The organism is Flavobacterium sp. Root186, from assembly GCF_001428525.1.
In the GTDB taxonomy this organism is placed as follows: domain Bacteria; phylum Bacteroidota; class Bacteroidia; order Flavobacteriales; family Flavobacteriaceae; genus Flavobacterium.
Window position 1 is genome coordinate 405,564 of record NZ_LMHW01000012.1, and the last position, 25,497, is coordinate 431,060.

Annotated in this window: 12 protein-coding genes; 8 read left to right on the plus strand and 4 right to left on the minus strand. The window is 34.4% G+C overall.

The window, feature by feature from the left end; all coding sequences use genetic code 11:
- Window positions 1-53: 53 nt before the first annotated feature.
- The 4 genes from rpoB to ASD98_RS13015 all read left to right on the plus strand — a co-directional run bounded on the left by rpoB (window position 54) and on the right by ASD98_RS13015 (window position 9,886).
- Entirely contained in the window at window positions 54-3,866 is a 3,813-nt protein-coding gene (rpoB, locus tag ASD98_RS13000) for a DNA-directed RNA polymerase subunit beta (protein ID WP_056205349.1), read from the plus strand.
- A gap of 300 nt (window positions 3,867-4,166) precedes the next feature.
- On the plus strand, window positions 4,167-8,477 hold the full coding sequence (gene rpoC / locus ASD98_RS13005; RefSeq protein WP_056205351.1) for a DNA-directed RNA polymerase subunit beta': 4,311 nt from the start codon (window positions 4,167-4,169) through the stop codon (window positions 8,475-8,477).
- A 10-nt stretch (window positions 8,478-8,487) separates the two neighbouring features.
- Entirely contained in the window at window positions 8,488-8,799 is a 312-nt protein-coding gene (locus ASD98_RS13010) for a DUF3467 domain-containing protein (protein WP_012024017.1), read from the plus strand.
- Between the two features lie 352 nt (window positions 8,800-9,151).
- Window positions 9,152-9,886 (plus strand): hypothetical protein, encoded by a 735-nt coding sequence (locus ASD98_RS13015; protein ID WP_056205354.1) that lies wholly within the window; start codon window positions 9,152-9,154, stop codon window positions 9,884-9,886.
- 70 nt (window positions 9,887-9,956) lie between these two features.
- Here ASD98_RS13015 and ASD98_RS13020 read toward each other — a convergent pair whose 3' ends face one another.
- Both ASD98_RS13020 and ASD98_RS13025 read right to left on the minus strand, forming a co-directional pair.
- A complete protein-coding gene (locus ASD98_RS13020; RefSeq protein WP_056205355.1) occupies window positions 9,957-11,549 on the minus strand; it encodes a peptide chain release factor 3 in 1,593 nt (530 codons plus the stop codon).
- A gap of 155 nt (window positions 11,550-11,704) precedes the next feature.
- A complete protein-coding gene (locus ASD98_RS13025) occupies window positions 11,705-13,144 on the minus strand; it encodes an alpha-amylase (protein ID WP_056205356.1) in 1,440 nt (479 codons plus the stop codon).
- Window positions 13,145-13,632: 488 nt separating this feature from the next.
- Between ASD98_RS13025 and ASD98_RS13030 the strand changes: the two genes are divergently transcribed.
- Window positions 13,633-15,060 carry a peptidylprolyl isomerase gene (locus tag ASD98_RS13030; RefSeq protein ID WP_056205357.1) on the plus strand — a complete coding sequence of 476 codons (1,428 nt, stop codon included), beginning with the start codon at window positions 13,633-13,635 and terminating at the stop codon, window positions 15,058-15,060.
- Window positions 15,061-15,138: 78 nt separating this feature from the next.
- Window positions 15,139-16,092: a MoxR family ATPase gene (locus ASD98_RS13035; RefSeq protein ID WP_056205358.1), complete on the plus strand. Its 954-nt coding sequence runs from the start codon at window positions 15,139-15,141 to the stop codon at window positions 16,090-16,092.
- 38 nt (window positions 16,093-16,130) lie between these two features.
- Here ASD98_RS13035 and xrtN read toward each other — a convergent pair whose 3' ends face one another.
- Window positions 16,131-17,372, minus strand: coding sequence for an exosortase N (gene xrtN / locus ASD98_RS13040; protein WP_157849154.1), 1,242 nt, complete (start codon window positions 17,370-17,372; stop codon window positions 16,131-16,133).
- On the minus strand, window positions 17,372-19,867 hold the full coding sequence (locus tag ASD98_RS13045) for an XrtN system VIT domain-containing protein (RefSeq protein ID WP_056205361.1): 2,496 nt from the start codon (window positions 19,865-19,867) through the stop codon (window positions 17,372-17,374). The genes xrtN and ASD98_RS13045 overlap by 1 nt, the downstream gene beginning before the upstream one ends.
- A gap of 422 nt (window positions 19,868-20,289) precedes the next feature.
- Between ASD98_RS13045 and ASD98_RS13050 the strand changes: the two genes are divergently transcribed.
- A complete protein-coding gene (locus ASD98_RS13050; protein ID WP_056205363.1) occupies window positions 20,290-23,061 on the plus strand; it encodes a bifunctional aconitate hydratase 2/2-methylisocitrate dehydratase in 2,772 nt (923 codons plus the stop codon).
- Window positions 23,062-23,183: 122 nt separating this feature from the next.
- On the plus strand, window positions 23,184-25,448 hold the full coding sequence (locus ASD98_RS13055) for an aconitate hydratase (RefSeq protein ID WP_056205365.1): 2,265 nt from the start codon (window positions 23,184-23,186) through the stop codon (window positions 25,446-25,448).
- Window positions 25,449-25,497: the final 49 nt, after the last annotated feature.

Below are 25,497 nucleotides of genomic sequence, written 5' to 3' on the forward strand. Positions count from 1 at the left end.
AGTGTGTGTTTACACAAAAAATTACTTTTTTTTAATCAAAATTTTGTCCATTGATGATAACAAATCAGACTGAAAGATTGAATTTTGCCTCTACAAAAAATATCCCTGACTATCCGGATTTCCTAGATGTTCAGGTTAAATCTTTTAAAGATTTTTTTCAATTAGAAACTAAATCTGACGAAAGAGGCAACGAAGGGTTATACAACACCTTCATGGAAAATTTTCCAATCACAGATACAAGAAACAACTTTGTATTGGAGTTCCTAGATTATTTTGTTGATCCTCCGCGTTATACAATTCAAGAATGTATAGAGAGAGGTCTTACTTATAGTGTGCCTTTAAAAGCCAGGTTAAAACTATACTGTACAGATCCAGAACACGAAGATTTTGAAACTATTGTACAAGATGTTTATCTTGGAACAATACCTTATATGACTCCAAGCGGTACTTTTGTTATCAATGGTGCTGAGCGTGTAGTAGTATCTCAACTACACCGTTCTCCTGGTGTTTTCTTTGGTCAATCATTCCATGCAAATGGTACAAAACTTTATTCTGCCAGAGTAATTCCTTTTAAAGGATCTTGGATAGAATTCTCTACAGATATTAATAGCGTAATGTACGCTTATATCGATAGAAAGAAAAAATTACCAGTTACAACTTTATTCCGTGCAATTGGGTTCGAAAGAGACAAGGATATCCTTGAAATTTTTGACCTAGCTGAAGAAATTAAAGTTTCTAAAACAGGTATTAAAAAATATATTGGAAGAAGACTTGCTGCACGTGTATTGAACACTTGGCACGAGGATTTCGTTGATGAAGATACCGGAGAGGTAGTTTCTATCGAACGTAACGAAATCATCCTTGATCGTGATACTATTATCGATAAAGATAATGTTGAAGAAATCATCGATTCTAACGTTAAGTCTATTTTGTTACACAAAGAGGATAATAACCAAGCTGATTATGCTATTATTCACAATACGTTACAAAAAGATCCAACAAACTCTGAAAAAGAAGCTGTAGAGCACATTTACCGTCAGTTGCGTAACGCTGAACCGCCTGATGAGGAAACTGCTCGTGGTATTATCGATAAATTGTTCTTCTCTGATCAACGTTATAACTTAGGTGAAGTTGGTCGTTATAGAATGAACAAAAAACTTGGTTTAGATATCCCAATGGAAAAGCAAGTACTTACCAAAGAAGATATCATTACCATTGTAAAATATTTGATCGAATTGATTAACTCTAAAGCAGAGATTGATGATATTGATCACTTATCAAACCGTCGTGTTAGAACAGTTGGAGAACAATTGTCTCAACAATTCGGTGTTGGTTTAGCACGTATGGCAAGAACTATTCGTGAGAGAATGAACGTTAGAGATAACGAGGTGTTTACGCCAATTGATTTGATTAATGCTAAAACATTATCATCAGTTATCAACTCTTTCTTTGGTACGAACCAGTTGTCTCAATTTATGGATCAAACGAATCCACTTGCTGAGATTACGCACAAAAGAAGATTATCTGCACTTGGACCTGGTGGACTTTCGAGAGAGAGAGCTGGTTTCGAGGTTCGTGACGTTCACTATACACACTATGGTCGTTTATGTCCGATTGAAACTCCAGAGGGACCAAACATTGGTTTGATTTCATCTCTTGGTGTTTATGCAAAAGTAAACGGGATGGGTTTCATCGAAACTCCTTACCGTAAAGTAACTAATGGTGTAGTTGATTTAGAAAGTACTCCAATTTACTTAAGTGCTGAAGAAGAAGAAGGAAAAATGATTGCTCAGGCAAACATTGAGATGGATGCTTCTGGTAAAATTACAGCTAGCAATGTTATTGCTCGTGAGGAAGGTGACTTCCCAGTTGTTGAGCCATCAGCAGTACATTATACAGACGTTGCTCCTAACCAGATTGCTTCGATTTCGGCTTCATTGATTCCTTTCCTGGAACATGATGATGCGAACCGTGCGTTGATGGGATCAAACATGATGCGTCAGGCGGTTCCTTTGATCCGTCCGGAAGCGCCGATTGTTGGTACAGGTTTAGAGCGTCAGGTAGCTTCAGATTCTAGAGTATTGATTAATGCTGAAGGAGATGGAACTGTAGAATATGTTGATGCCAATATCATTACTATTAAATACGACCGTACTGAAGACGAAAGAATGGTTAGTTTTGATGCTGATGAAAAAACATACAACTTAATTAAATTTAGAAAAACCAATCAAGGTACAAGTATCAACTTGAAACCAATCGTAAGAAAAGGTGACAGAGTTGTTCTTGGACAGGTATTATCAGAAGGATATGCTACTCAAAATGGTGAATTAGCTTTAGGTAGAAACTTAAAAGTTGCGTTCATGCCATGGAAAGGGTATAACTTTGAGGATGCGATTGTAATTTCTGAAAAAGTAGTTCGTGATGATATTTTTACTTCTATCCACGTTGATGATTATTCATTAGAGGTTAGAGATACTAAGTTAGGAAATGAAGAGTTAACAAACGATATTCCTAACGTTTCTGAAGAAGCTACTAAAGATTTAGATGAAAACGGTATGATCAGAATTGGAGCAGAGGTTAAACCTGGCGACATTCTAATCGGAAAAATTACACCAAAAGGAGAATCAGATCCTACTCCAGAAGAGAAATTGCTTCGTGCAATCTTTGGGGATAAAGCAGGTGATGTAAAAGATGCTTCGTTAAAAGCTTCTCCATCTTTACACGGTGTAGTTCTTGATAAAAAATTATTTGCAAGAGCCGTAAAAGATAAACGTAAACGTACTCAGGATAAGGATGCTTTAGGCGCTTTAGAAATGGAGTTCGAAACTAAATTTGTTGAATTAAAAGACAGATTGGTTGAGAAATTATTCCTGATCGTTAACGGAAAAACATCTCAAGGTGTAATGAATGATTTGGGTGAAGAAGTTTTACCCAAAGGTAAAAAATATACTCAAAAAATGCTTTACGCAGTAGAAGATTTTGCTCACTTAAGCAAAGGTCAATGGGTTGCTGATGACGCTACTAATAAAATGGTTAATGATTTAATTCATAATTATAAAATTAAGCTGAACGACTTACAAGGATCTTTAAGAAGAGAAAAATTCACTATTACAGTTGGAGATGAATTACCATCTGGAATCTTGAAATTGGCGAAAATTTATATCGCTAAAAAACGTAAACTGAAAGTAGGGGATAAAATGGCAGGACGTCACGGTAACAAAGGTATTGTTGCAAGAATCGTTCGTCATGAAGATATGCCTTTCCTTGAAGACGGAACACCTGTTGATATTGTGTTGAATCCACTTGGGGTACCTTCACGTATGAACATTGGTCAGATTTATGAGACTGTTCTAGGATGGGCTGGTATGAACTTGGGTAGAAAATTTGCTACTCCAATTTTTGACGGTGCTTCTTTAGATCAAATTAATGAATTGACTGATGAAGCTGGAGTACCACGTTTTGGACATACACACCTTTATGATGGTGGTACTGGAGAGCGTTTCCATCAAGCTGCGACTGTGGGTGTAATTTACATGCTTAAATTAGGACACATGGTTGATGATAAGATGCACGCACGTTCTATCGGACCATACTCGTTGATCACTCAACAACCACTTGGAGGTAAAGCTCAATTTGGAGGTCAGCGTTTTGGAGAGATGGAGGTTTGGGCACTTGAAGCTTATGGAGCATCAAGTACACTACGTGAAATCTTAACAGTTAAATCGGATGACGTTATTGGTAGAGCTAAAACTTACGAGGCTATCGTTAAGGGAGAGTCTATGCCAGAACCAGGATTGCCAGAATCATTCAATGTATTAATGCATGAATTGAAAGGTCTTGGACTTGATATTCGTTTAGAAGAATAATAAGTATTAGGCAGTTGTCAGTCCCGATTTTTATCGGGACTGATTACTCATTTATAGAAGTTTTTAGGATTTATACCCGTAACCCGTTCCGATTTTTTATATAACCCCTAAGCGTTTTATAATTAGCACTTCAAAATAATAAGGTTTGAAGTTTAGAGAAGTAACCCGAGGTAGTTATAGTCAAAAGTCAAATGTCTTAAAGTTTATAAAGTCTCAACTGACTTTCGATTTTCGACTTTCAAACTTTCGACTTAAACAAGAATCAATTTTTTAATTGCAAATAAATCAATAGTAAAAACTATGATGAATAATAGAAATAATAATAAGGATAAAAATCCAGTTAAAAGATTTAATAAAATCTCAATTGGATTGGCTTCACCAGAATCTATCTTGAAAGAATCAAGAGGAGAGGTATTGAAACCAGAAACTATCAACTACAGAACTCACAAACCAGAGCGTGACGGACTTTTCTGCGAAAGAATTTTCGGACCTGTTAAGGATTTTGAATGTGCATGTGGTAAATATAAAAGAATTCGTTACAAAGGTATTATCTGTGACCGTTGTGGTGTTGAAGTTACTGAGAAAAAAGTACGTCGTGACAGAGTAGGACACATCAATCTTGTTGTGCCAATTGCTCACATCTGGTATTTCCGTTCTCTTCCAAACAAAATTGGTTATATCCTTGGTCTTCCATCTAAGAAATTAGATATGATCATTTACTACGAAAGATACGTAGTAATCCAGGCTGGTATTGCTAAAAATGCAGATGGAGAATCATTACAAAGATTAGATTTCTTGACTGAAGAAGAATATTTAAATATTTTAGATACTCTTCCGCAAGAAAATCAATATTTAGATGATATGGATCCTAATAAATTTGTTGCCAAAATGGGAGCAGAATGTATTATGGATTTATTGGCTCGTATTGATTTAGATGCTTTATCTTATGAATTAAGACACAGCGCTAACAACGAAACATCTAAACAACGTAAAACTGAAGCTTTAAAAAGATTACAAGTTGTTGAGTCTTTCCGTGAGTCTAACTTAAACCGCGAAAACCGTCCTGAGTGGATGATTATGAAAGTGGTTCCTGTTATTCCACCAGAATTACGTCCGCTTGTGCCACTTGATGGAGGTCGTTTTGCAACTTCAGATTTAAATGATTTATACCGTCGTGTAATCATCCGTAACAACCGTTTGAAGAGATTAATGGAGATTAAAGCTCCTGAAGTTATCTTGAGAAACGAAAAACGTATGTTACAAGAATCTGTAGATTCATTATTTGATAACACTCGTAAAGCTTCTGCTGTTAAAACAGAATCTAACAGACCATTAAAATCATTATCTGATTCCTTAAAAGGTAAGCAAGGACGTTTCCGTCAAAACTTACTTGGAAAACGTGTGGATTATTCTGCTCGTTCGGTAATTGTTGTTGGTCCTGAATTAAAATTATTCGAATGTGGATTGCCAAAAGACATGGCATCTGAATTATACAAACCTTTCGTTATCCGTAAATTGATAGAAAGAGGTATTGTTAAAACAGTAAAATCTGCTAAGAAAATCATAGACAAAAAAGAGCCTGTAGTTTGGGATATCCTTGAAAATGTAATTAAAGGACACCCAGTATTACTTAACCGTGCTCCTACGTTACACAGACTTGGTATTCAAGCTTTCCAACCAAAATTAATTGAAGGAAAAGCGATCCAATTGCACCCATTAGTATGTACGGCTTTCAACGCCGATTTTGATGGGGATCAGATGGCAGTTCACTTGCCATTAGGGCCGGAGGCTATTTTGGAGGCTCAATTATTAATGTTGGCTTCTCACAATATCCTGAATCCTGCAAATGGTGCTCCAATTACTGTACCTTCTCAGGATATGGTCTTGGGTCTATACTATATGACCAAAGAACGTATCTCGACACCAGAACATGTAATTTTAGGTCAAGACTTGACTTTCTATTCTGCTGAAGAAGTAAATATTGCATTAAACGAAGGAAGATTAGAATTGAATGCTCGTGTGAAAATTAGAGCAAAAGATTTTAATGACGCTGGAGAATTAGTGTACAAAATCATTCAAACAACTGCAGGACGTGTATTATTTAATGAAGTAGTACCTGAAGCAGCTGGATATATCAATGACGTATTGACTAAGAAAAACCTTAGAGATATTATCGGTCACATTTTAAGTGTAACTGATGTACCTACAACGGCAGCTTTCTTGGATAATATGAAAGATATGGGGTATAAATTTGCATTTAGAGGAGGTTTATCATTCTCTTTAGGTGATATTAGAATTCCAGAACAAAAAACTAAGTTAATTGCAGATGCCAGAGAGCAAGTTGAAGGTATCTCAACTAACTATAACATGGGTCTTATTACAAATAACGAGCGTTACAACCAAGTTATTGACGTATGGACTTCAGCAAATGCGCAGTTAACAGAATTAGCAATGAAAAATATTAGAGAAGACCAACAAGGTTTCAACTCTGTATATATGATGCTTGATTCTGGGGCGAGGGGTTCTAAGGAGCAGATTCGTCAGTTAACTGGTATGCGTGGTTTGATGGCTAAGCCTAAAAAATCTACTGCTGGTGGTGGTGAGATTATTGAAAACCCGATTCTTTCTAACTTTAAGGAAGGTCTTTCGATTCTTGAGTATTTCATTTCTACTCACGGTGCTCGTAAAGGACTTGCGGATACGGCTCTTAAAACGGCCGATGCTGGTTACTTAACAAGAAGGCTTCATGACGTTTCTCAAGATGTTATTGTTAACATCGAAGATTGTGGAACTTTAAGAGGCGTTGAAGTTTCTGCTTTGAAGAAAAATGAGGAAATCGTTGAATCATTAGGAGAAAGAATTTTAGGACGTGTTGCATTGCAAGATGTTATAAACCCACTTACTAATGAAGTAATGGTTCAATCTGGACACCAAATTACTGAAGCAATTATGAGAACTATCGAAGCTTCTCCAATTGAAAAAGTAGAGGTTAGATCTCCATTAACTTGTGAAGCTTTAAAAGGTATTTGTGCTAAGTGTTACGGTAGAAACTTAGCTACCGGAAAAATGACACAAAGAGGTGAAGCTGTCGGAGTTATTGCAGCTCAGTCTATTGGAGAGCCAGGTACACAGTTAACACTTCGTACGTTCCACGTTGGAGGGGTTGCAGGAGGTATCTCTGAAGAATCTAGTATTGTTACAAGATTCAACGGTAGACTTGAGATTGAAGATTTAAAAACTGTTAAAGGTGAGGATAGTGAAGGTAATGCGACTGATATCGTAGTATCACGTTCAACTGAATTAAAATTAGTTGATGAGAAAACTGGAATCGTTTTAAACACACACAATATTCCTTACGGATCTAGTATTTTCGTTAAGGATGGTGAAGTAGTTACTAAAGGAACTGTGATCTGTAAGTGGGATCCATATAATGGTGTAATTGTTTCTGAATTTACTGGTAAGATTGCTTACGAGGATTTAGAACAAGGACAATCATTCATGGTTGAGATCGATGAGCAGACTGGTTTCCAGGAAAAAGTAATTTCTGAGGCTAGAAATAAAAAATTAATTCCAACTTTATTAGTTTATGGTAAAGAAGGTGAATTGATTCGTTCTTACAACTTACCAGTAGGTGCACACTTAATGGTTGAGAACGGTGAGAAAATTAAAGCAGGTAAAGTATTAGTAAAAATCCCGCGTCGTTCTTCTAAAGCAGGCGATATCACGGGAGGTTTACCAAGAATTACTGAGTTGCTTGAGGCTCGTAACCCTTCAAACCCAGCGGTTGTATCTGAAATTGACGGTGTTGTTTCTTTTGGAAAAATCAAAAGAGGTAACCGTGAGATCGTTATCGAATCTAAATTTGGTGAAATTAAAAAGTATTTAGTTAAACTTTCTAGCCAAATCTTAGTACAAGAAAATGACTTCGTAAGAGCGGGAGTTCCATTGTCTGATGGTGCAATTACGCCAGATGATATCTTGAGAATTCAAGGACCAGCTGCTGTTCAACAGTATTTAGTAAATGAAATTCAAGAGGTTTACCGTTTACAAGGGGTAAAAATTAATGACAAGCACTTTGAGGTAGTTATTCGTCAAATGATGCGTAAAGTAAGAGTTCAGGATCCAGGAGATACATTATTCCTAGAAGATCAATTGATTCACACTAAAGATTTCATCGTTCAAAACGATAAATTATACGGTATGAAAGTGGTTGAAGACGCTGGAGATTCTGCTGTATTGAAACCAGGTCAAATTATTTCTCCTCGTGATTTACGTGATGAAAATTCATTGTTGAAACGAAATGATAAAAATCTTGTTGTAGCAAGAGACGTAATTACTGCAACTGCAACGCCAGTTCTACAAGGTATTACAAGAGCTTCGCTACAAACTAAATCATTCATCTCTGCTGCTTCTTTCCAAGAAACAACAAAAGTACTTAACGAAGCTGCTGTAGCTGGTAAAGTAGATGATTTAGAAGGATTAAAAGAAAATGTAATTGTTGGACACAGAATTCCTGCAGGAACTGGTATGAGAGAATACGATAACACTATCGTAGGATCTAAAGACGATTACAATGAAATGATGGCTAATAAAGAAGAATATATTTATTAATTAGGAAACTATGAGTAATCCGAAACAACAACAAGAGCAAATTAACATTGAGTTAGACGAAACTATTGCAGAAGGAATTTATTCTAATCTTGCAATTATCAATCACTCATCATCAGAGTTTGTTTTAGATTTTGTAAGCATTATGCCGGGTATTCCTAAAGCCAAGGTAAAGTCAAGAATTGTCTTGACACCACAACATGCTAAAAGATTATTAAGAGCAATAGGTGAAAATATCCATAGATTTGAGGCCGCTCATGGCGAAATCAAAGAAACGGAACAAGCACCAATACCGCTTAATTTTGGTCCGGCAGGACAAGCATAAATTTTAAAGCCCCATTTTAATGGGGCTTTTTTTTTTGCGGTAGAGTTACAATAAATGCAGTTAATCTGATTTAATATACTTTAATCGACTAAATTTTCCTTCGTGGTTATATTGTTCTAATTTGGCTCTGCCTATGAAAGATTAATTTTTGAAATATAATGACTTAGTAAGGTTGATTTAATTCAAATTAAAAAAAAGCGCTAATCAAATTAGCGCTTTTTTTATGCCTAAAAATGAATAAATCAATTTATAATTTCAAAATATTTTGATTGTTTCCCAACCTTTTTATACAAAATGTACTCTATATAAGTAAGAACCATTAACAAAGGTTTTAACTTAAATAAATTATAGTATGAAAAAGAAATTCACCTTAGAAATAAAAAATCCTTGCTCTGAAAATTTTGATAAAATGATTCCTAACACTGGTGGTTCATTTTGTAATTCATGCATGAAAAATGTGATCGATTTAAGTAAAAAAACAAATTCTGAAGTTGCTAAATTCATTGCCGGAAATAAAGATAGAAACATTTGTGCACGATTAAAAACAACACAGTTGGAAGAGCAATTTGTATACAGTGAGACTTCTAAGATCAACACTTTAAAATATGCAGCAGTTGCTGCAACTGTTTTACTTACATCAAACCTTACTGCACAAGAAAAAGAGCCTGTTAAAATTGAAAAAGCCTGTGCGGAGCCTATGCATAGATTAGGCAAAGTGATTTCTAATCAAGTTTTAAATGAAGTAGTCTTAGTAACAGTAAAAGGAAAAGTATTAGAAGCAAAAACACATAAACCTTTTGATAAAGAAACATATCCAGATTTAATGTTAGCTGTTAATGGTTCACAAACTCCCGTGAAAGTAAATCCAAAAACGGGAGAGTTTTCTATACCAGCTCAAGTTTCAAAAAATAGTAAAACGTTAATAGTTACGATTACAGGAAGCGATTATTATCTTTCAAAAGAAATACCTTTTACTATAAAAGCAGTTAAAAATAATGTTTTGTCACAAAATATAATTATTGATGCAGAAGAGCTGACTAAAATTTTTATTGCCGGCGGTTTAGGAATTAATTATACGGATCAATAAAACAAAATGTTGGGGATGTAATGAAAAAAGGCTGTCTAAGACAGCCTTTTTATATTTTCTAAAGAAGTGATTAATCAAATTCAGAAGTAAAGTATAATTTCACACTTGGATATTTACTTTGTGTCATTTGAATTGTAAAATCAGAATCGGCTAAAAATACCAGCTGGCCATATTTATCATGCGCAAGGAATTTTTGTTTGATTCTTTTAAACTCCTTGAATTCTTCATTTTTAGCATCATCAGGTTTTACCCAGCAAGCTTTGTGAACAGGGAAGTTTTCGTAAGTACATTTCGCACCGTATTCATGCTCTAAACGATATTGAATAACCTCATATTGTAGGGCTCCAACAGTTCCGATAACTTTACGATTATTCAACTCCAGAGTAAACAATTGCGCTACACCTTCATCCATCAACTGATCTACTCCTTTTTCTAATTGCTTAGCTTTCATAGGATCGGCATTATTGATGTATCTAAAATGTTCCGGAGAGAAACTCGGAATTCCTTTAAAACTCATTACTTCGCCCTCAGTCAAAGTATCTCCAATTTTAAAGTTTCCCGTATCATGCAAACCAACAATATCCCCTGGATATGAAATATCTACGATTTCTTTTTTTTCTGCGAAAAAGGCATTCGGACTTGAGAATTTTAAATTTTTCTTTTGACGAACGTGATAATAAGGTTTGTTTCTTTCGAAAGTTCCCGAAACAATTTTTATAAAAGCTAAACGGTCGCGGTGTTTCGGATCCATGTTAGCGTGAATTTTAAATACAAAACCAGACATTTTTTCTTCTGCCGGATCAACCAAACGAGTTTCAGAATCTTTTGGTCTTGGAGATGGAGCAATCGCTACGAAACAATCTAACAATTCGCGAACTCCAAAATTATTCAAAGCTGAACCAAAAAATACAGGCTGAATTTTTCCATCTAAATAATCCTGGCGCTCAAACGTTGGATAGACTTCATCAATCAATTCTAATTCTTCACGAAGTTTTTCAGCTGCTTTTTGACCAACGATTTTATCTAATTCAGGATTATTTTGAACATCAGAAAAAGCAATAGTTTCTTCGATATTTTTACGGCTGTCTCCACTAAAAAGATTGATATTTTCTTCCCAAAGATTATAAATTCCCTGAAAATCATACCCCATTCCGATTGGGAAACTTAAAGGAGTAACTTTTAATCCCAATTTTTGCTCCACTTCATCCATCAAATCAAAAGCATCTTTACCTTCACGGTCTAATTTGTTGATGAAAACAATCATCGGAATGTTACGCATTCTACAAACGGCCACCAATTTCTCGGTTTGTTCCTCAACCCCTTTTGCAACGTCAATAACCACAATAACACTATCAACAGCTGTAAGAGTTCTAAAAGTATCTTCGGCAAAATCCTTGTGCCCCGGAGTATCAAGGATATTGATTTTTTTATCTTTATAATTAAAAGCAAGTACAGAAGTCGAAACCGAAATACCTCTCTGGCGTTCGATTTCCATAAAGTCACTCGTTGCACCTTTTTTAATTTTATTATTTTTTACAGCTCCAGCTTCCTGAATAGCTCCTCCAAATAATAATAATTTTTCCGTTAATGTTGTTTTACCGGCATCGGGATGCGATATAATTCCAAATGTTCTTCTGCGTTGTATTTCTTTTAAAAAGCTCATATTTTGTATAAATAGGTTGCAAAAGTACTATTAATTACGGCTTAATAAAAATATTCAGTTCTTAAATTGAAAGCGATAACTTTTCAAGACAGTACTTTTTATAAAAAAATAAGGCTGTTTTTAAAAACAGCCTTAAATCGATATTGAAAAATGAATTATTGATTAATTGACCAAACAGAATATCCTTTTGGCGGACATTGAATTTTTACCCATTTATCTGCCTGAGTTGTTGGGTACCAGGTTGAATTTCCTGTAAAATCTTTAATCTGAGTATTTGCCCAATTGGTTTGAATCCATCTTTCCTGCCAAACATCAGAATTATTGATGTAAACCACTAATCCCGGATTTCCGTTGTAACCGTTTCTTCTTGCTACATATTCGTCATTATCAGAATATAAAATAGAAGTTGTACCCGTTGCTTTGTTGTTATGAATCCAGATAAGATTGTTTAATTTGGCTTTATCCAGCCATTCTTCATAATCTCTGTAGAAAATTGTTGGATATCCTTCGTGAGTTAAAATATAAGAATACGCCAGCATTTTACTCCAAATTTCATCTGTATCATGATTGGTTACAAAAGTCACCGCTTTATACGGATTTCTTTTCCACATCATATCATCATTTAAAAGTGCCAGATTATTTCCATCAAAAGCGTCGTTCATTTTGTAATAACAAGCAAAATCAAATACAGAACTATTGGCACTGTTAGCCCAGTTATTTAATATATCTACATTCGAATCCCATAATTCGCCAACAGAAAAGCCGCCTACATTCGCATTCCATGAATTTACAACCCATGCACCAAATCCTTTTACGTAGTCAAATCTCCAACCGTCAAACTTCATGGTGTTTTTGTAATATTTACCAACTCCATCAGCTCTTAGCCAAAGCCAATCCTGAACATGTGGGTTTGCATGACATAAATCAGGGAAACCACCAAACGCTCCTTCATCATTATTTCCATAGCTGTTTTTATAGAAGTCATTATAGTTACGTGTAAATTTTCCAGAAGCAACACCGCTGAAATTTGTCCACGTGTTAGTGCCTGTATATGGATTTGCTTCAGATTGACCACCGCTATTATGATTAATTACAATATCAGCATATACTTTTACATTTTCAGTATGTGCTTTTGTAATCAAACTCACTAATTCAGCTTTAGATCCAAATCTGGTTTCAGTACTTCCATTTTGGTTATAATCTCCAAAATCAAAATAATCAGTTGGATCATATCCCATAGAGAAAGCTCCGTTTTGCGCTTTTGAAGCAGGAGGTAACCAAATAGAGCCAATTCCGGCATTTGACCATGCTGTTACTTTTCCATTTACGGTATTCCACCAATTTCCGCCCGCAGGAACATCCCAATAAAAAGCCTGCATCATGACGCCTCCGCCAGGATTATCAACATATTTTCCGGTAGGAGATGATAAAGAAGTTCCAGTGCTAAAAGGCTTTCCATCGTGGTGAGTCACGTTGATAATCTTAAATTGCTGACTTTCTGCTTTAGTGTCAACATCATTCATTTCATTTGTACAAGAATACAAAAAGGTTGTAATTGCAGTAAGAAAAAATAATCTTACAATAGGTTTTTTCATAATAGATTGTGGTTAAGGTTAAATTAATAAAGTTTGAAATTGTTAATTTTAACACTTTAAAAACAAGATATTCTTATTTTTTGCGGTTATAAATTATTAATAACGCATCTAAAGTAGGGGTTTTTTGATTCGATTTGTTTTTGTAGGAAAATAGTTTTACAACGAAAACGTTGTAGTGTTTACAACTTTTTTTAGAGGCTTGAAAATCAATCAATATTGTTTTGTCTGTTTTGAGGTTAACAGCTTTTTGAAAAAGAAAAAGATTGGAGAATTAAACTTCTTGTCGTGAATTTAAATACGATCCACATAATTTTTTGTTAATAGTATGGCTGATAGTTGTATTATGTAATTGAATTGTTATTTTTGTTCGTTTTATAAAAGAAAACAGAAGTTCATTATTTAGTTTTCAGAATAGCTTTTGAAAATAAATAATAGTCAATTAAAATTTAGAATACAGATCTTTACATCCAAAAATTAAATTTAAAATAATGTCATTAAAAAAATTGCAACTAAAAACGATTGATTATAAGATAGTCTTAACAATGTGTTTTTTATTTTTTTTCAACTCAGTAATTTCAGCACAGGAAATTATTAAGGATGTTGTAGCTGAAAAACCGGCAGAAACGGTACACGGAAAACAAAAAATTGACGGTATCATTGCTACGGTTGGAGATTATATTGTTTTAGATTCTGATATTGATAAAGGTTATTTAGAGATTGCAAGTCAGGGTGGTAATATTAAAGATATTACAAGATGCCAAATGCTTGGTAAACTTTTAGAAGATAAATTATACGCACATCAGGCCATTCAGGATAGTATTATTGTAAGTGATGCTGAAGTTAGAGGAATGATGGAAGAGCGTTTGAATTATATGATTCAGCAGGTTGGAGATATCAATAAAGTTGTAGAATATTATAAAAAGAGTTCTGTAGAAGAATTTAAAACTTATTTTGCCGATATCTTAAAAGAGCAAAAATTAGCCTCAGAAATGAGAGATAAAATTGTAAAAGATGTAGAAATTACTCCTGAGGAAGTTCGTAATTTCTTTAAAAAAATTCCAAAAGACGAATTGCCTACTTTTGGAGCCGAAATGGAAGTAGCACAAATTGTTGCTGAACCAAAAGTTTCTAATGAAGATAAGCAAAAAGTAAAAGATAGATTAAACGCTATTAGACAAGATGTTTTAGAAGGTTCAAGTTTTGCTACAAAAGCAGTTTTGTACTCTCAGGATCCGGGATCTGCACCAAATGGAGGTTACTATAAAATGACACGTAAAACGCCTTTCGTAAAAGAATTTAAAGACGTAGCATTTAGTTTGCAGGAAGGTGAAATTTCTCAGCCATTTGAAACTACTTTTGGATTTCACATTATAATGGTTGACAAAATAAAAGGACAGGAAGTTGAATTAAGACATATTTTAATTGCTCCGGTAGTTTCTGAAAGTGCTTTGAAAGAAGCTAAAGAAAGAGCTGCTAATATTAGAGCTAAAATAGTAAGCAAGCAAATTACTTTTGCAGAGGCAGCAAGAACAGAATCTGACGAAAAGGAGACAAGAGCAAACGGAGGAACTTTAATAAATCCAAACACTCAGGATACTCGTTTTGAATTAACTAAAATGGATCCAACTTTATACGGTCAGGTTTCAAATTTAAAAGATGATGAAGTTTCTCAGCCGCTTTTAAATACGGATGATAAAGGAAAAAAAACGTATAAACTGATAACTGTTACTAATAGAATTGACGAGCATACGGCTGACTACGCTAAAGATTATACAAAAATTAAAGAATTAGCATTAAAAGAAAAACAAATCAACGCGATTGCAAAATGGTTTGATACTAAAATTAAAGATACCTATATCAAAATTATTGGAGAGTACAGAGATTGTACGTTTGCTAACAATTGGTTGAAAAAATAATTTTTATTAAATAAAGAAAAAGAGTTAGTTTTATGAATTCATTCAACTAACTCTTTTTAATTTAAAATATATTCATAAATGTCTGACGTAACAGCAATTCATAACTTAGTTCAGAAACGCAACGAATTAAAAAACGAAATAGCAAAAATCATTGTAGGGCAGGATGCCGTTGTTGACCAAATTTTACTTTGTATATTTTCTGGAGGACACGCTCTTTTAATAGGGGTTCCTGGTTTGGCAAAAACTTTAATGATTAATACTTTATCTCAAGCTTTAGGTTTAGATTTTAAAAGAATTCAGTTTACGCCTGATTTAATGCCTTCGGATATTTTAGGAAGTGAAATTTTAGATGAAAACAGACATTTTAAATTCATAAAAGGGCCAATTTTTTCTAATATCATTTTGGCTGACGAGATCAACAGAACACCGCCAAAAACGCAGGCAGCTTTATTGGAAGCAATGCAGGAACGTTCGGTTACAATTGCAGGACAAAACTATAAATTAGATTTGCCTTATTTTGTACTGGCAACACAAAACCCAATTGAGCAGGAAGGAACTTATCCTTTGCCGGAAGCACAATTAGACCGTTTTATGTTTGCTGTTAAATTAGAATATCCAACTTTTGAAGAAGAAGTAAAAGTGGTAAAACAAACTACATCTGATAATAAAGTAGAAGTTAATCCATTATTTACAGCGCAGGAGATTATTGATTTTCAACATTTAATTAGAAGAATTCCTGTTGCAGATAATGTTATAGAATATGCGGTAACTTTAGTAAGTAAAACACGTCCGGATAATGCTTTGTCAAATGATTTTGTAAAAAATTATCTTGATTGGGGAGCAGGGCCAAGAGCTTCACAAAATTTAATTCTGGCAGCAAAAGCTCATGCGGCTTTCAATGGTAAATTTTCGCCGGATATTGAAGATGTAAAAGCGGTGGCAACCGGAATTTTACGCCACAGGATTATTAAAAACTACAAAGCAGACGCTGAAGGAATAACGGAAGAAGTTATTATTAAAAAGCTTATGTAAGATATATCTAAAAAGCCTGATTTTTAATCAGGCTTTTTTTAGTTCAATTCTTTAGTACTAGTCTCGTTTATTAACCGTACCGTTTTGTTGTGAAAAAGTTTTAGCAGTAAAACTTCTGTAAGCGACGTGTATTTTTTATTGTCATATTCGTACCACCAATATGAGAAATATCTAATATTATTCTTTTCTAATTTAGTGAGCCATATTTTTTCATTAATTCTTATGATTTCTTTAGACTCAATGATTTTATATCCATTTCCTGTCCAGCAAATTAAAGGCTTGTGAATTGGTGTTTTTATATAAATTAAAGTTTTTGAAGTTACAATCTTAAAGACTTCATTATTTATCCAAACTCCTTTTTTAATATTATAATTTGGATTGAGATTTTCTAACAGTGAATAATTTTGCTCCCTTTTAATTTCTAAACTAGTAATAAACAATATTCCGGTCGCAATTATTAAAGGTGAAAATTTTGGCAAAAATGAATTACGAGTTATGTCTTCTTTTTTGGGATTAAAGAATCGCATTAGATATAAAATAGGAACAATTTGATAAAATACAAAACACATAATTCCAATAGCGTGATGCAGTATATTTTCTTCGGTACAATTGAATAAAACCAAAGTGATAATTCTGAAATAATTTGAAATAATATTCAGAATTACTACTATGCAGCAGAAAAATGAAATTTGCAGAATGTTGAAATGTTTTTGGTTTTTACGTTCTTCTAAAGTCAATAAAAAAGCTCCAAAGAGTAATCCCGTTTTAAACATCGACAATCCCATGCAAGCTGTATCGATAGAAACTTTTGCATTGTTGATATAAAAATTAACTCCTTCAATTTTAGTTATCGGAATGAAATTTTTTAATGTTAAATAGACTGCGTAGCAAAGCGCTTGTTTTATTTCGACTGTTAAATAATTGAATAACTGATCAAAAATTGACGAAAACAAAAAGAGACAGATAAAAGCGATAAAAGAAAATTTTTGGGTAAAGCTGTAATAAACAAAACATGCAAACAACAAAAGAGCATGAAAATGCAATGACTTTGTATGCAGTCTGTAACTTATAAATTCTAATAGAAAAATTAATCCAAGCAGCGGATAACTTATTCTTAAAGCAGTTTTTCTTCCTGCATAAAGAAATAAAAAAATAGAAAATATAACTCCAAAAAAATTATTGTCTAGTCCTGCCAAAACAATACTATAGTTTAAGGCTAATAGCATGATTATGGCAAGAATAGCAATTAATTTTGTGTGTGACTGCAGTAAAACTTTCATTAAGCTTTTTGTTTTTTGTTCTTTTGATAGTAAAATAAAAGTGTAGTCAGGCCAATAATAATCATTAACCATTCATGAGGTTCCGGAACCGCACCGTCATTTTTAATCGAAGCGTTCCCAAGGGTATCCACATTCTTCTCAATTCCGTTATTTTCATAATCTGCATCAGTTTCCAAAACAATTAAAGACGAAATTGGCGTTACAACATTCGCATCTTTAGCAAGTGTTACATATTTATTTGCGGCTAAAGTATCATTCTGAATTTTAACTTGTTCTTCTAAAACTTTTCCAAAAGCATACATTCTGTAAATATGATTTGGCCCATTACTTTTAGAAACACTGTCTTTAGCTGTTTCCTGAATTGAAATGTTTGCGGGTTCAATATTAATTGAGTTTTCATCGGTTTTATACAATACAAACTGATTCTGGTTTATCATTTGTAAACTCTTTTGAAGAGAAGTTTGATAATAATCAAGATATTTTTGCTCTTTGACGGTTTGCCAAAACGGATTAATTTCTCCGGAAATATTAATGACTTTTAAATTTTGCTGTTTGGTTCCGGTTTTTATTTTGTTTAAATACTGAGACTCATTTAATTCTTCAAAATTGGCCGAAAATGCACCAGATTTAGTAATAATTAAACTGTTTTTGGTAACCTTATAAAGCGGGAGTAATGAATAATGCAGGTTTTTGAATTCCCATTGAATTTCTTTGAAGTTCTCTTTAGTTATTGCCCTTTTTTCTTTGTCATTGTACACATAAATTGATTTTTGTGGTAAGTTGACAAATGATTCTATTTCGTTTAAAGTCCAGCTGCTGTTTAAATCCAAAATAATTTCTGAAGCCGTAAATGGAATACTCACTTTTTGGATTTCTTTTACTTTATAGGTCTTATCTTTCCATGTAAAAAAGCTTGAATTGATTTTATTTAAAGGTATAATGGCTTCCCAGTCATCTAATCCTTTTGATTCGTTAACATAAAAATTATTTTTAAACTCAAAGTCTTTACTGGTTCTGACTTTTGTATCGCCCGCAATCTGAATTCGGGAAAGAGTAGAAGCGTTTGAAATATTAGGGCCTTTTATCGAAAGACTTTGATATTTCATTTCATTATTACCCGCTTGTAAAGGAGTAGTAAAACCGCATTTAAAAGTTCGGGGTTTTTCGTGATTTACAGGAAAAACACGAACAACAATTTTGTTCCCTTCTTTCCATTGCATCAAAGAGGGATCACGGCTTTCTACTCCAACAATTTGTTTATAGGCTGCCTGCGCTTTTTCTTTGGTCGTTAAAACACCTTTGCGTTCAATGCCGTTTACCCATAAAGAAAGTGAAGTTGCAACAGAACCTTCAGGAAGCTGAAAAGAGTAAATAGCTTCCTTGTCTTGCCAGGATTCTTTCTCGCAGGCAATATTCATAGTAATTTCGGTGTAGGCTAATCTTGATTCAGGATAAATTTTCACATCTTCCTTAATATCTTTGGTAAACAAATCTTCACCACTCCATAATTGTTCTTCTGTCTCTAATCTTTTATCAAAATTTGATTTAAGAATATTAATTCGGTCATCAGTACTCAAATTAAGTTCGTTGCAAAAAGCATAAGCAATGTTTATAAACGGATTATGAACTTTTCTCTCATTATACTTAGAACTTCCAAATGAATCCAAGCCTCTAAGACTAAAAAAATCATCACTGCTTTTGTAAACAAGATCTTTTTTAAGTAAAATTTCATTGAAAAAATTAGGCTCTAAATGCTGTGAAATTTTAATATAAGCTGGTAAATCATCATTGTAATCAAATGATTTTGCAATTTCGTTTTGGCTGATTCTTTCACTTTCAATATTCAGTCGATAGGCAAAAGCAAACAAAGCCATTACTACACTTAAAATACCGGCAGCAAAGAAAGTAAAGTATTGCCTGTCTTCCTGAAAGAATTTTGATAATCGTATTAAATGTCCTATTGAAATTATAGCCGGAACTAAGCCGTAAAATCCTAATCCTAAAACTATAATTCCAACCATTGAAATTAAAGTAATTGGTAAGAGATACAAAGCGTAATATAGTATTAACGAATAAGATAATCCATTAATAAAAAAGAGAGCCAGAGCAGTATTGCTTTTGTTTTGTGTTGAATAGATAAAGAAATTTGAAATGCAAAAAGTCAAAGTAATGAGATAGACCCAAACTGGCAGATCTTCAAAAACAGAGAAGAAAACGTTAAGGCAAAAGCATCCAATAAGCCAGTTTAAAAACAAAAAAGGAAGTAAATGAACGTATTTTTCTTTTTTTCTTAAAAGAAAAAAAGAGAGCGTAATGCAATAAGTAAATTCAAATATGAGACTTATTACACATAAAGGCTCTGCGGTGCGCGAATCGAAGGCCGAGCAGATTAATATAATGCAGAGTAAAAACAGGCAAAGTGATGAAACAACTAAGCTCATTAGGACTCCTTCATTTAGGGTGTATTCTTTAAATAACTGCAATTTGTTTTTCATAGTATTTTATTTTTAAAAGAACTTTGAATTGCAAAGTTAATAGAAAAATTGAATTACAAATGATTTGTGGAATTTTTTTTATGCAAGATTTATACAAAATCGGGCTATCAGAAAAAGGGCAGAATTTGGCGTTCAAAATCGCAACTATAACGTTATAATTATTTATTTAGAACTATTCTTTGCGAAAATAGAGGTAAAATCTCACTTACTTTTTAATACTTAATTTCGACTTTGTTAAAGAAAAGATTTTAAAATATCAATAATTCATTTTTTTAATACAAAATTGATATTTTGACAATAACAAGCAGTGAAAATCGTTTTTTAACAATAATAATTTTTGAAAAGGCGACTTCTATTATATTATTTTTAATTATCGGCTTTAATGCTTAAATTTGCCTCAAAAAAATAAATCTGCCTTAATTATGAATATTTATAAGGATTATATCCAAGAGATTGAAGAACGTAAAAATCAGGGACTTCACCCAAAACCAATCGATAGTGCTGAATTATTAAGCGAAATTATTGCACAAATTAAAGATTTAGATAACGAGTATAGAGAAGATTCTCTTAAATTTTTCATTTACAATACTTTACCAGGGACAACAAGTGCTGCTGGTGAAAAAGCCAAGTTTTTAAAAGAGATTATTCTAGGGCAAGCTGTAGTAAAAGAAATTACACCAGCTTTTGCTTTTGAATTATTATCACATATGAAAGGCGGACCTTCTATAGAAGTTTTGCTGGATTTAGCTTTAGGTAATGACACTGCTACTGCAAAAGAAGCAGCAAAAGTTCTTAAAACACAAGTTTTCCTTTATGAGGCAGATACAGACCGTTTAATAGAGGCATTCAAAAATAATAATGCAGTTGCAAAAGAAATCCTTGAAAGTTATGCTCAGGCTGAGTTTTTTACAAAACTTCCAGAAGTAGCTGACGAAATTAAGATAGTTACTTTCATTGCAGGTGAAGGAGATATCTCAACCGATTTACTTTCTCCGGGTAATCAGGCTCACTCACGTTCAGATCGTGAACTTCATGGACAATGTATGATTACGCCTCAGGCACAGCAAGAAATTAAAGCCTTACAAGCACAACATCCTGATAAAAGTGTTATGTTGATCGCTGAAAAAGGAACTATGGGAGTAGGATCATCTAGAATGTCAGGTGTAAATAACGTGGCACTTTGGACAGGAAAACAAGCAAGTCCTTATATTCCATTCGTTAACATTGCTCCAATCGTTGGGGGAACAAATGGTATTTCTCCAATTTTCCTAACAACTGTTGATGTTACCGGTGGTATTGGTTTAGACCTTAAAAACTGGGTTAAAAAGGTTGATGCAAATGGTAACGTTGTACGTAATGAAAATGACGAGCCAATTTTAGAGCAAACCTATTCTGTTGAAACTGGTACAGTTCTAACAATTAATATTAAAGAGAAAAAACTTTATAACGGCGACCAGGAATTAATTGATATTTCTAAGGCATTTACTCCTCAGAAAATGGAATTTATTAAAGCTGGTGGTTCGTATGCTATTGTATTTGGTAAAAAGCTTCAAACATTAGCTGCAAAAATTCTAGATGTTGAAGCTCCTCTTGTTTTTGCTCCATCAAAAGAAATTTCTATTGAAGGACAAGGTCTTACGGCTGTAGAGAAAATCTTCAACAGAAATGCTGTTGGTGTGCCTGCAGGTAAAGTATTGCACGCTGGTTCTGACGTTCGTGTAGAAGTTAATATTGTAGGTTCGCAAGATACGACTGGTCTTATGACTGCTCAGGAATTAGAATCTATGGCTGCAACAGTGATTTCGCCAATCGTTGACGGTGCTTACCAATCAGGTTGTCACACTGCTTCGGTTTGGGATAAAAAAGCGCAGGCAAACATTCCTAAATTAATGAAATTTATGAACGATTTCGGACTAATCACAGCTCGTGACCCGAAAGGTGTTTATCATTCAATGACCGATGTAATTCACAAAGTTCTAAACGATATTACTATTGATGAGTGGGCTATCATTATTGGTGGTGACTCTCATACAAGAATGTCAAAAGGTGTTGCTTTTGGTGCTGACTCAGGAACAGTTGCACTTGCACTTGCTACTGGTGAAGCTTCGATGCCAATTCCTGAATCGGTAAAAGTGACTTTCAAAGGAGATATGAAGAGCTATATGGACTTCCGTGATGTGGTTCATGCTACACAAGCGCAGATGCTTCACCAATTTGGTGGAGAAAATGTATTCCAAGGAAGAATTATTGAGGTTCATTTAGGGACACTTACTGCAGATCAGGCCTTTACATTTACGGATTGGACTGCAGAAATGAAAGCAAAAGCTTCTATCTGTATTTCTGAAGATGATACTTTAATTGAATCATTGGAAATTGCAAAAGGCAGAATCCAAATCATGATCGACAAAGGTATGGATAACGATAAACACGTTCTTCAGGGATTGATCAATAAAGCAGATAAGAGAATTACAGAAATTAAATCAGCAGAAAAACCAGCTTTGACTCCGGATTCAAACGCTAAATATTATGCTGAAGTAGTTGTTGATTTGGATCAGATTGCTGAGCCAATGATTGCTGACCCAGATGTAAATAACGTTGACGTTTCTAAAAGATATACTCACGATACAATTAGACCTCTTTCTTTCTATGGAGGAGTAAAAAAAGTAGATCTTGGATTTATAGGATCTTGTATGGTTCACAAAGGAGACATGAAAATCCTTGCTCAAATGTTGAAAAATGTTGAAGCGCAAAACGGTAAGGTTGAATTCAATGCTCCTCTTGTTGTTGCTCCTCCTACATATAATATCGTAGATGAGCTTAAAGCTGAGGGTGACTGGGAAGTTTTACAGAAATACTCAGGTTTCGAATTCGACGATAATGCTCCAAAAGGTGCAGCACGTACTGAATATGAAAACATGTTATACTTAGAGCGTCCAGGTTGTAACCTTTGTATGGGTAACCAGGAAAAAGCAGCAAAAGGAGATACAGTAATGGCAACTTCAACTCGTCTTTTCCAAGGAAGAGTTGTAGAAGATACTGATGGTAAAAAAGGAGAATCGTTACTTTCTTCTACGCCAGTTGTAGTTTTATCTACAATACTTGGTAGAACTCCAACATTAGCTGAATATACAACTGCTGTAGAGGGTATCAACTTGACTAAGTTTGCGCCTTCTAATAAGCAATTAGTTATGTAATCTAACGATTATTAATATTTCAAAAGCCCGGGTGATAAACTCGGGCTTTTTCTTTTCTGGCTCTTCTATTTTTTGTAACTTGTCATGTTCAAAATAAAAAAAAACAAAAACAATTATAACTTATGGCTTTTGATATTGAAATGATTAAAAAAGTGTATGAGAACATGCCGGGTCGTGTTGACAAAGCACGCGAGATTGTTGGTCGTCCACTTACTTTAACGGAGAAAATTTTATACAATCACCTTTGGGATGGAGATCCAGCTAAGGCGTTTGGAAGAGGAGTTGATTATGTTGATTTTGCGCCAGACCGTGTAGCATGTCAGGATGCAACTGCTCAAATGGCATTATTACAATTTATGCACGCTGGAAAATCTAAAGTAGCAGTACCTACAACAGTTCACTGTGATCACTTGATTCAGGCAAAAATAGATGCTGCAACCGATTTGGCCAGAGCAAAAACACAAAGTAACGAAGTTTTTGATTTCTTATCATCAGTTTCTAATAAATACGGAATTGGTTTCTGGAAACCAGGAGCCGGAATTATTCACCAGGTAGTACTTGAAAATTATGCTTTCCCTGGCGGAATGATGATTGGAACCGATTCTCACACTGTAAATGCAGGTGGTTTAGGAATGGTAGCTATTGGTGTTGGTGGAGCCGATGCCGTAGACGTTATGTCTGGTATGGCTTGGGAACTTAAATTTCCTAAATTAATTGGAGTTAAACTGACTGGTAAATTATCAGGATGGACTGCTCCAAAAGATGTTATCCTAAAAGTTGCCGGTATTCTTACTGTTAAAGGTGGTACTGGTGCAATCGTTGAATATTTTGGTGAAGGTGCAATTTCTATGTCTTGTACAGGTAAAGGTACTATTTGTAATATGGGTGCCGAGATAGGAGCTACAACTTCAACTTTTGGTTATGATGCTTCAATGGGGCGTTACCTACGCTCTACAAACAGAGCAGATGTTGCAGATGCTGCTGATAAAATTGCTCCATATTTAACTGGAGATCCTGAAGTATATGCAAATCCAGAACAATACTTTGATCAGGTAATCGAAATCAACTTATCTGAATTAGAGCCACATTTAAATGGTCCTTTTACACCAGATTTAGCTACTCCAATTTCTAAGATGAAAGAGGAAGCGATCAAAAATAACTGGCCATTACAAATTCAGGTGGGGTTAATTGGTTCTTGTACAAACTCTTCTTACGAAGATATTTCTCGTGCAGCTTCTCTGGCAAGGCAGGTTGCAGATAAAAACTTAAAAACAAAAGCGGAATTTACTATTACTCCGGGTTCTGAAGTAGTTCGTTCAACTATTGAAAGAGATGGATTTATTGATACTTTTCATAAAATTGGAGCAACAGTTTTTGCCAACGCCTGCGGACCATGTATTGGTATGTGGGATAGAGAAGGAGCTGAAAAAGAGGAAAGAAACACAATAGTTCACTCTTTCAACCGTAACTTCTCAAAACGTGCAGATGGTAATCCAAATACATTAGCTTTTGTAGGTTCTCCAGAATTGGTAACGGCAATGGCGATCGCTGGTGATTTAGGTTTCAATCCATTAACAGATACATTAATTAACGAAGATGGTGAAGAAGTAATGCTTGATGCTCCAACAGGAGACGAGCTTCCTGCTAAAGGTTTCTACGCCGAAGATCCGGGATTCCAAGCTCCGGCTGCAGATGGTTCAGGAGTTCAGGTTGTAGTTAGCCCTACATCAGAGCGTTTGCAATTATTAGCTCCGTTTGATGCCTGGGATGGTAAAAACATTTTAGGTGCTAAATTGTTAATTAAAGCATTTGGAAAATGTACAACGGATCACATTTCTATGGCTGGTCCATGGTTACGTTTCCGTGGACACTTAGATAATATTTCTAACAATATGTTGATTGGAGCAGTAAATGCTTATAACCAAAAAACAAATTCAGTTAAAAATCAATTAACAGGACAATACGACGCTGTTCCTGCTGTCGCCCGTGCATACAAAGCTGCTGGAGTTCCATCAATCGTTGTGGGAGATCACAACTATGGTGAAGGTTCATCTCGTGAACATGCTGCTATGGAGCCACGTTTCTTAGGAGTAAAAGCAGTATTAGTAAAATCGTTTGCTCGTATTCACGAAACAAACCTTAAAAAACAAGGTCTTTTAGGATTAACTTTTGCAAACGAAGCGGATTACGATAAAATTCAGGAAAATGATACAATCAATTTTACTGATTTAACCGAGTTCGCTCCAGGGAAGCCATTAACATTAGAGTTTGTTCATGCTGATGGTACAAAAGATATTGTTCTTGCAAACCATACCTACAACGCAGGTCAAATTGGATGGTTCGTTGCAGGTTCTGCATTAAACTTAATTGCAGCTGGAAAAGCTTAATCTTTAAGATTTATTATATCTCAAAAACGCTCTGTGAAAACAGAGCGTT

Coding starts and splice junctions, on each gene's coding strand:
- xrtN (WP_157849154.1), bottom strand. CDS start 17,372: ATGAAAGTTTTACTGCAGTCACACACAAAATTAATTGCTATTCTTGCC.
- ASD98_RS13035 (WP_056205358.1), top strand. CDS start 15,139: ATGTCTGACGTAACAGCAATTCATAACTTAGTTCAGAAACGCAACGAA.
- ASD98_RS13020 (WP_056205355.1), bottom strand. CDS start 11,549: ATGAGCTTTTTAAAAGAAATACAACGCAGAAGAACATTTGGAATTATA.
- ASD98_RS13055 (WP_056205365.1), top strand. CDS start 23,184: ATGGCTTTTGATATTGAAATGATTAAAAAAGTGTATGAGAACATGCCG.
- ASD98_RS13015 (WP_056205354.1), top strand. CDS start 9,152: ATGAAAAAGAAATTCACCTTAGAAATAAAAAATCCTTGCTCTGAAAAT.
- ASD98_RS13050 (WP_056205363.1), top strand. CDS start 20,290: ATGAATATTTATAAGGATTATATCCAAGAGATTGAAGAACGTAAAAAT.
- ASD98_RS13045 (WP_056205361.1), bottom strand. CDS start 19,867: ATGAAAAACAAATTGCAGTTATTTAAAGAATACACCCTAAATGAAGGA.
- ASD98_RS13030 (WP_056205357.1), top strand. CDS start 13,633: ATGTCATTAAAAAAATTGCAACTAAAAACGATTGATTATAAGATAGTC.
- rpoB (WP_056205349.1), top strand. CDS start 54: ATGATAACAAATCAGACTGAAAGATTGAATTTTGCCTCTACAAAAAAT.
- ASD98_RS13010 (WP_012024017.1), top strand. CDS start 8,488: ATGAGTAATCCGAAACAACAACAAGAGCAAATTAACATTGAGTTAGAC.
- rpoC (WP_056205351.1), top strand. CDS start 4,167: ATGATGAATAATAGAAATAATAATAAGGATAAAAATCCAGTTAAAAGA.
- ASD98_RS13025 (WP_056205356.1), bottom strand. CDS start 13,144: ATGAAAAAACCTATTGTAAGATTATTTTTTCTTACTGCAATTACAACC.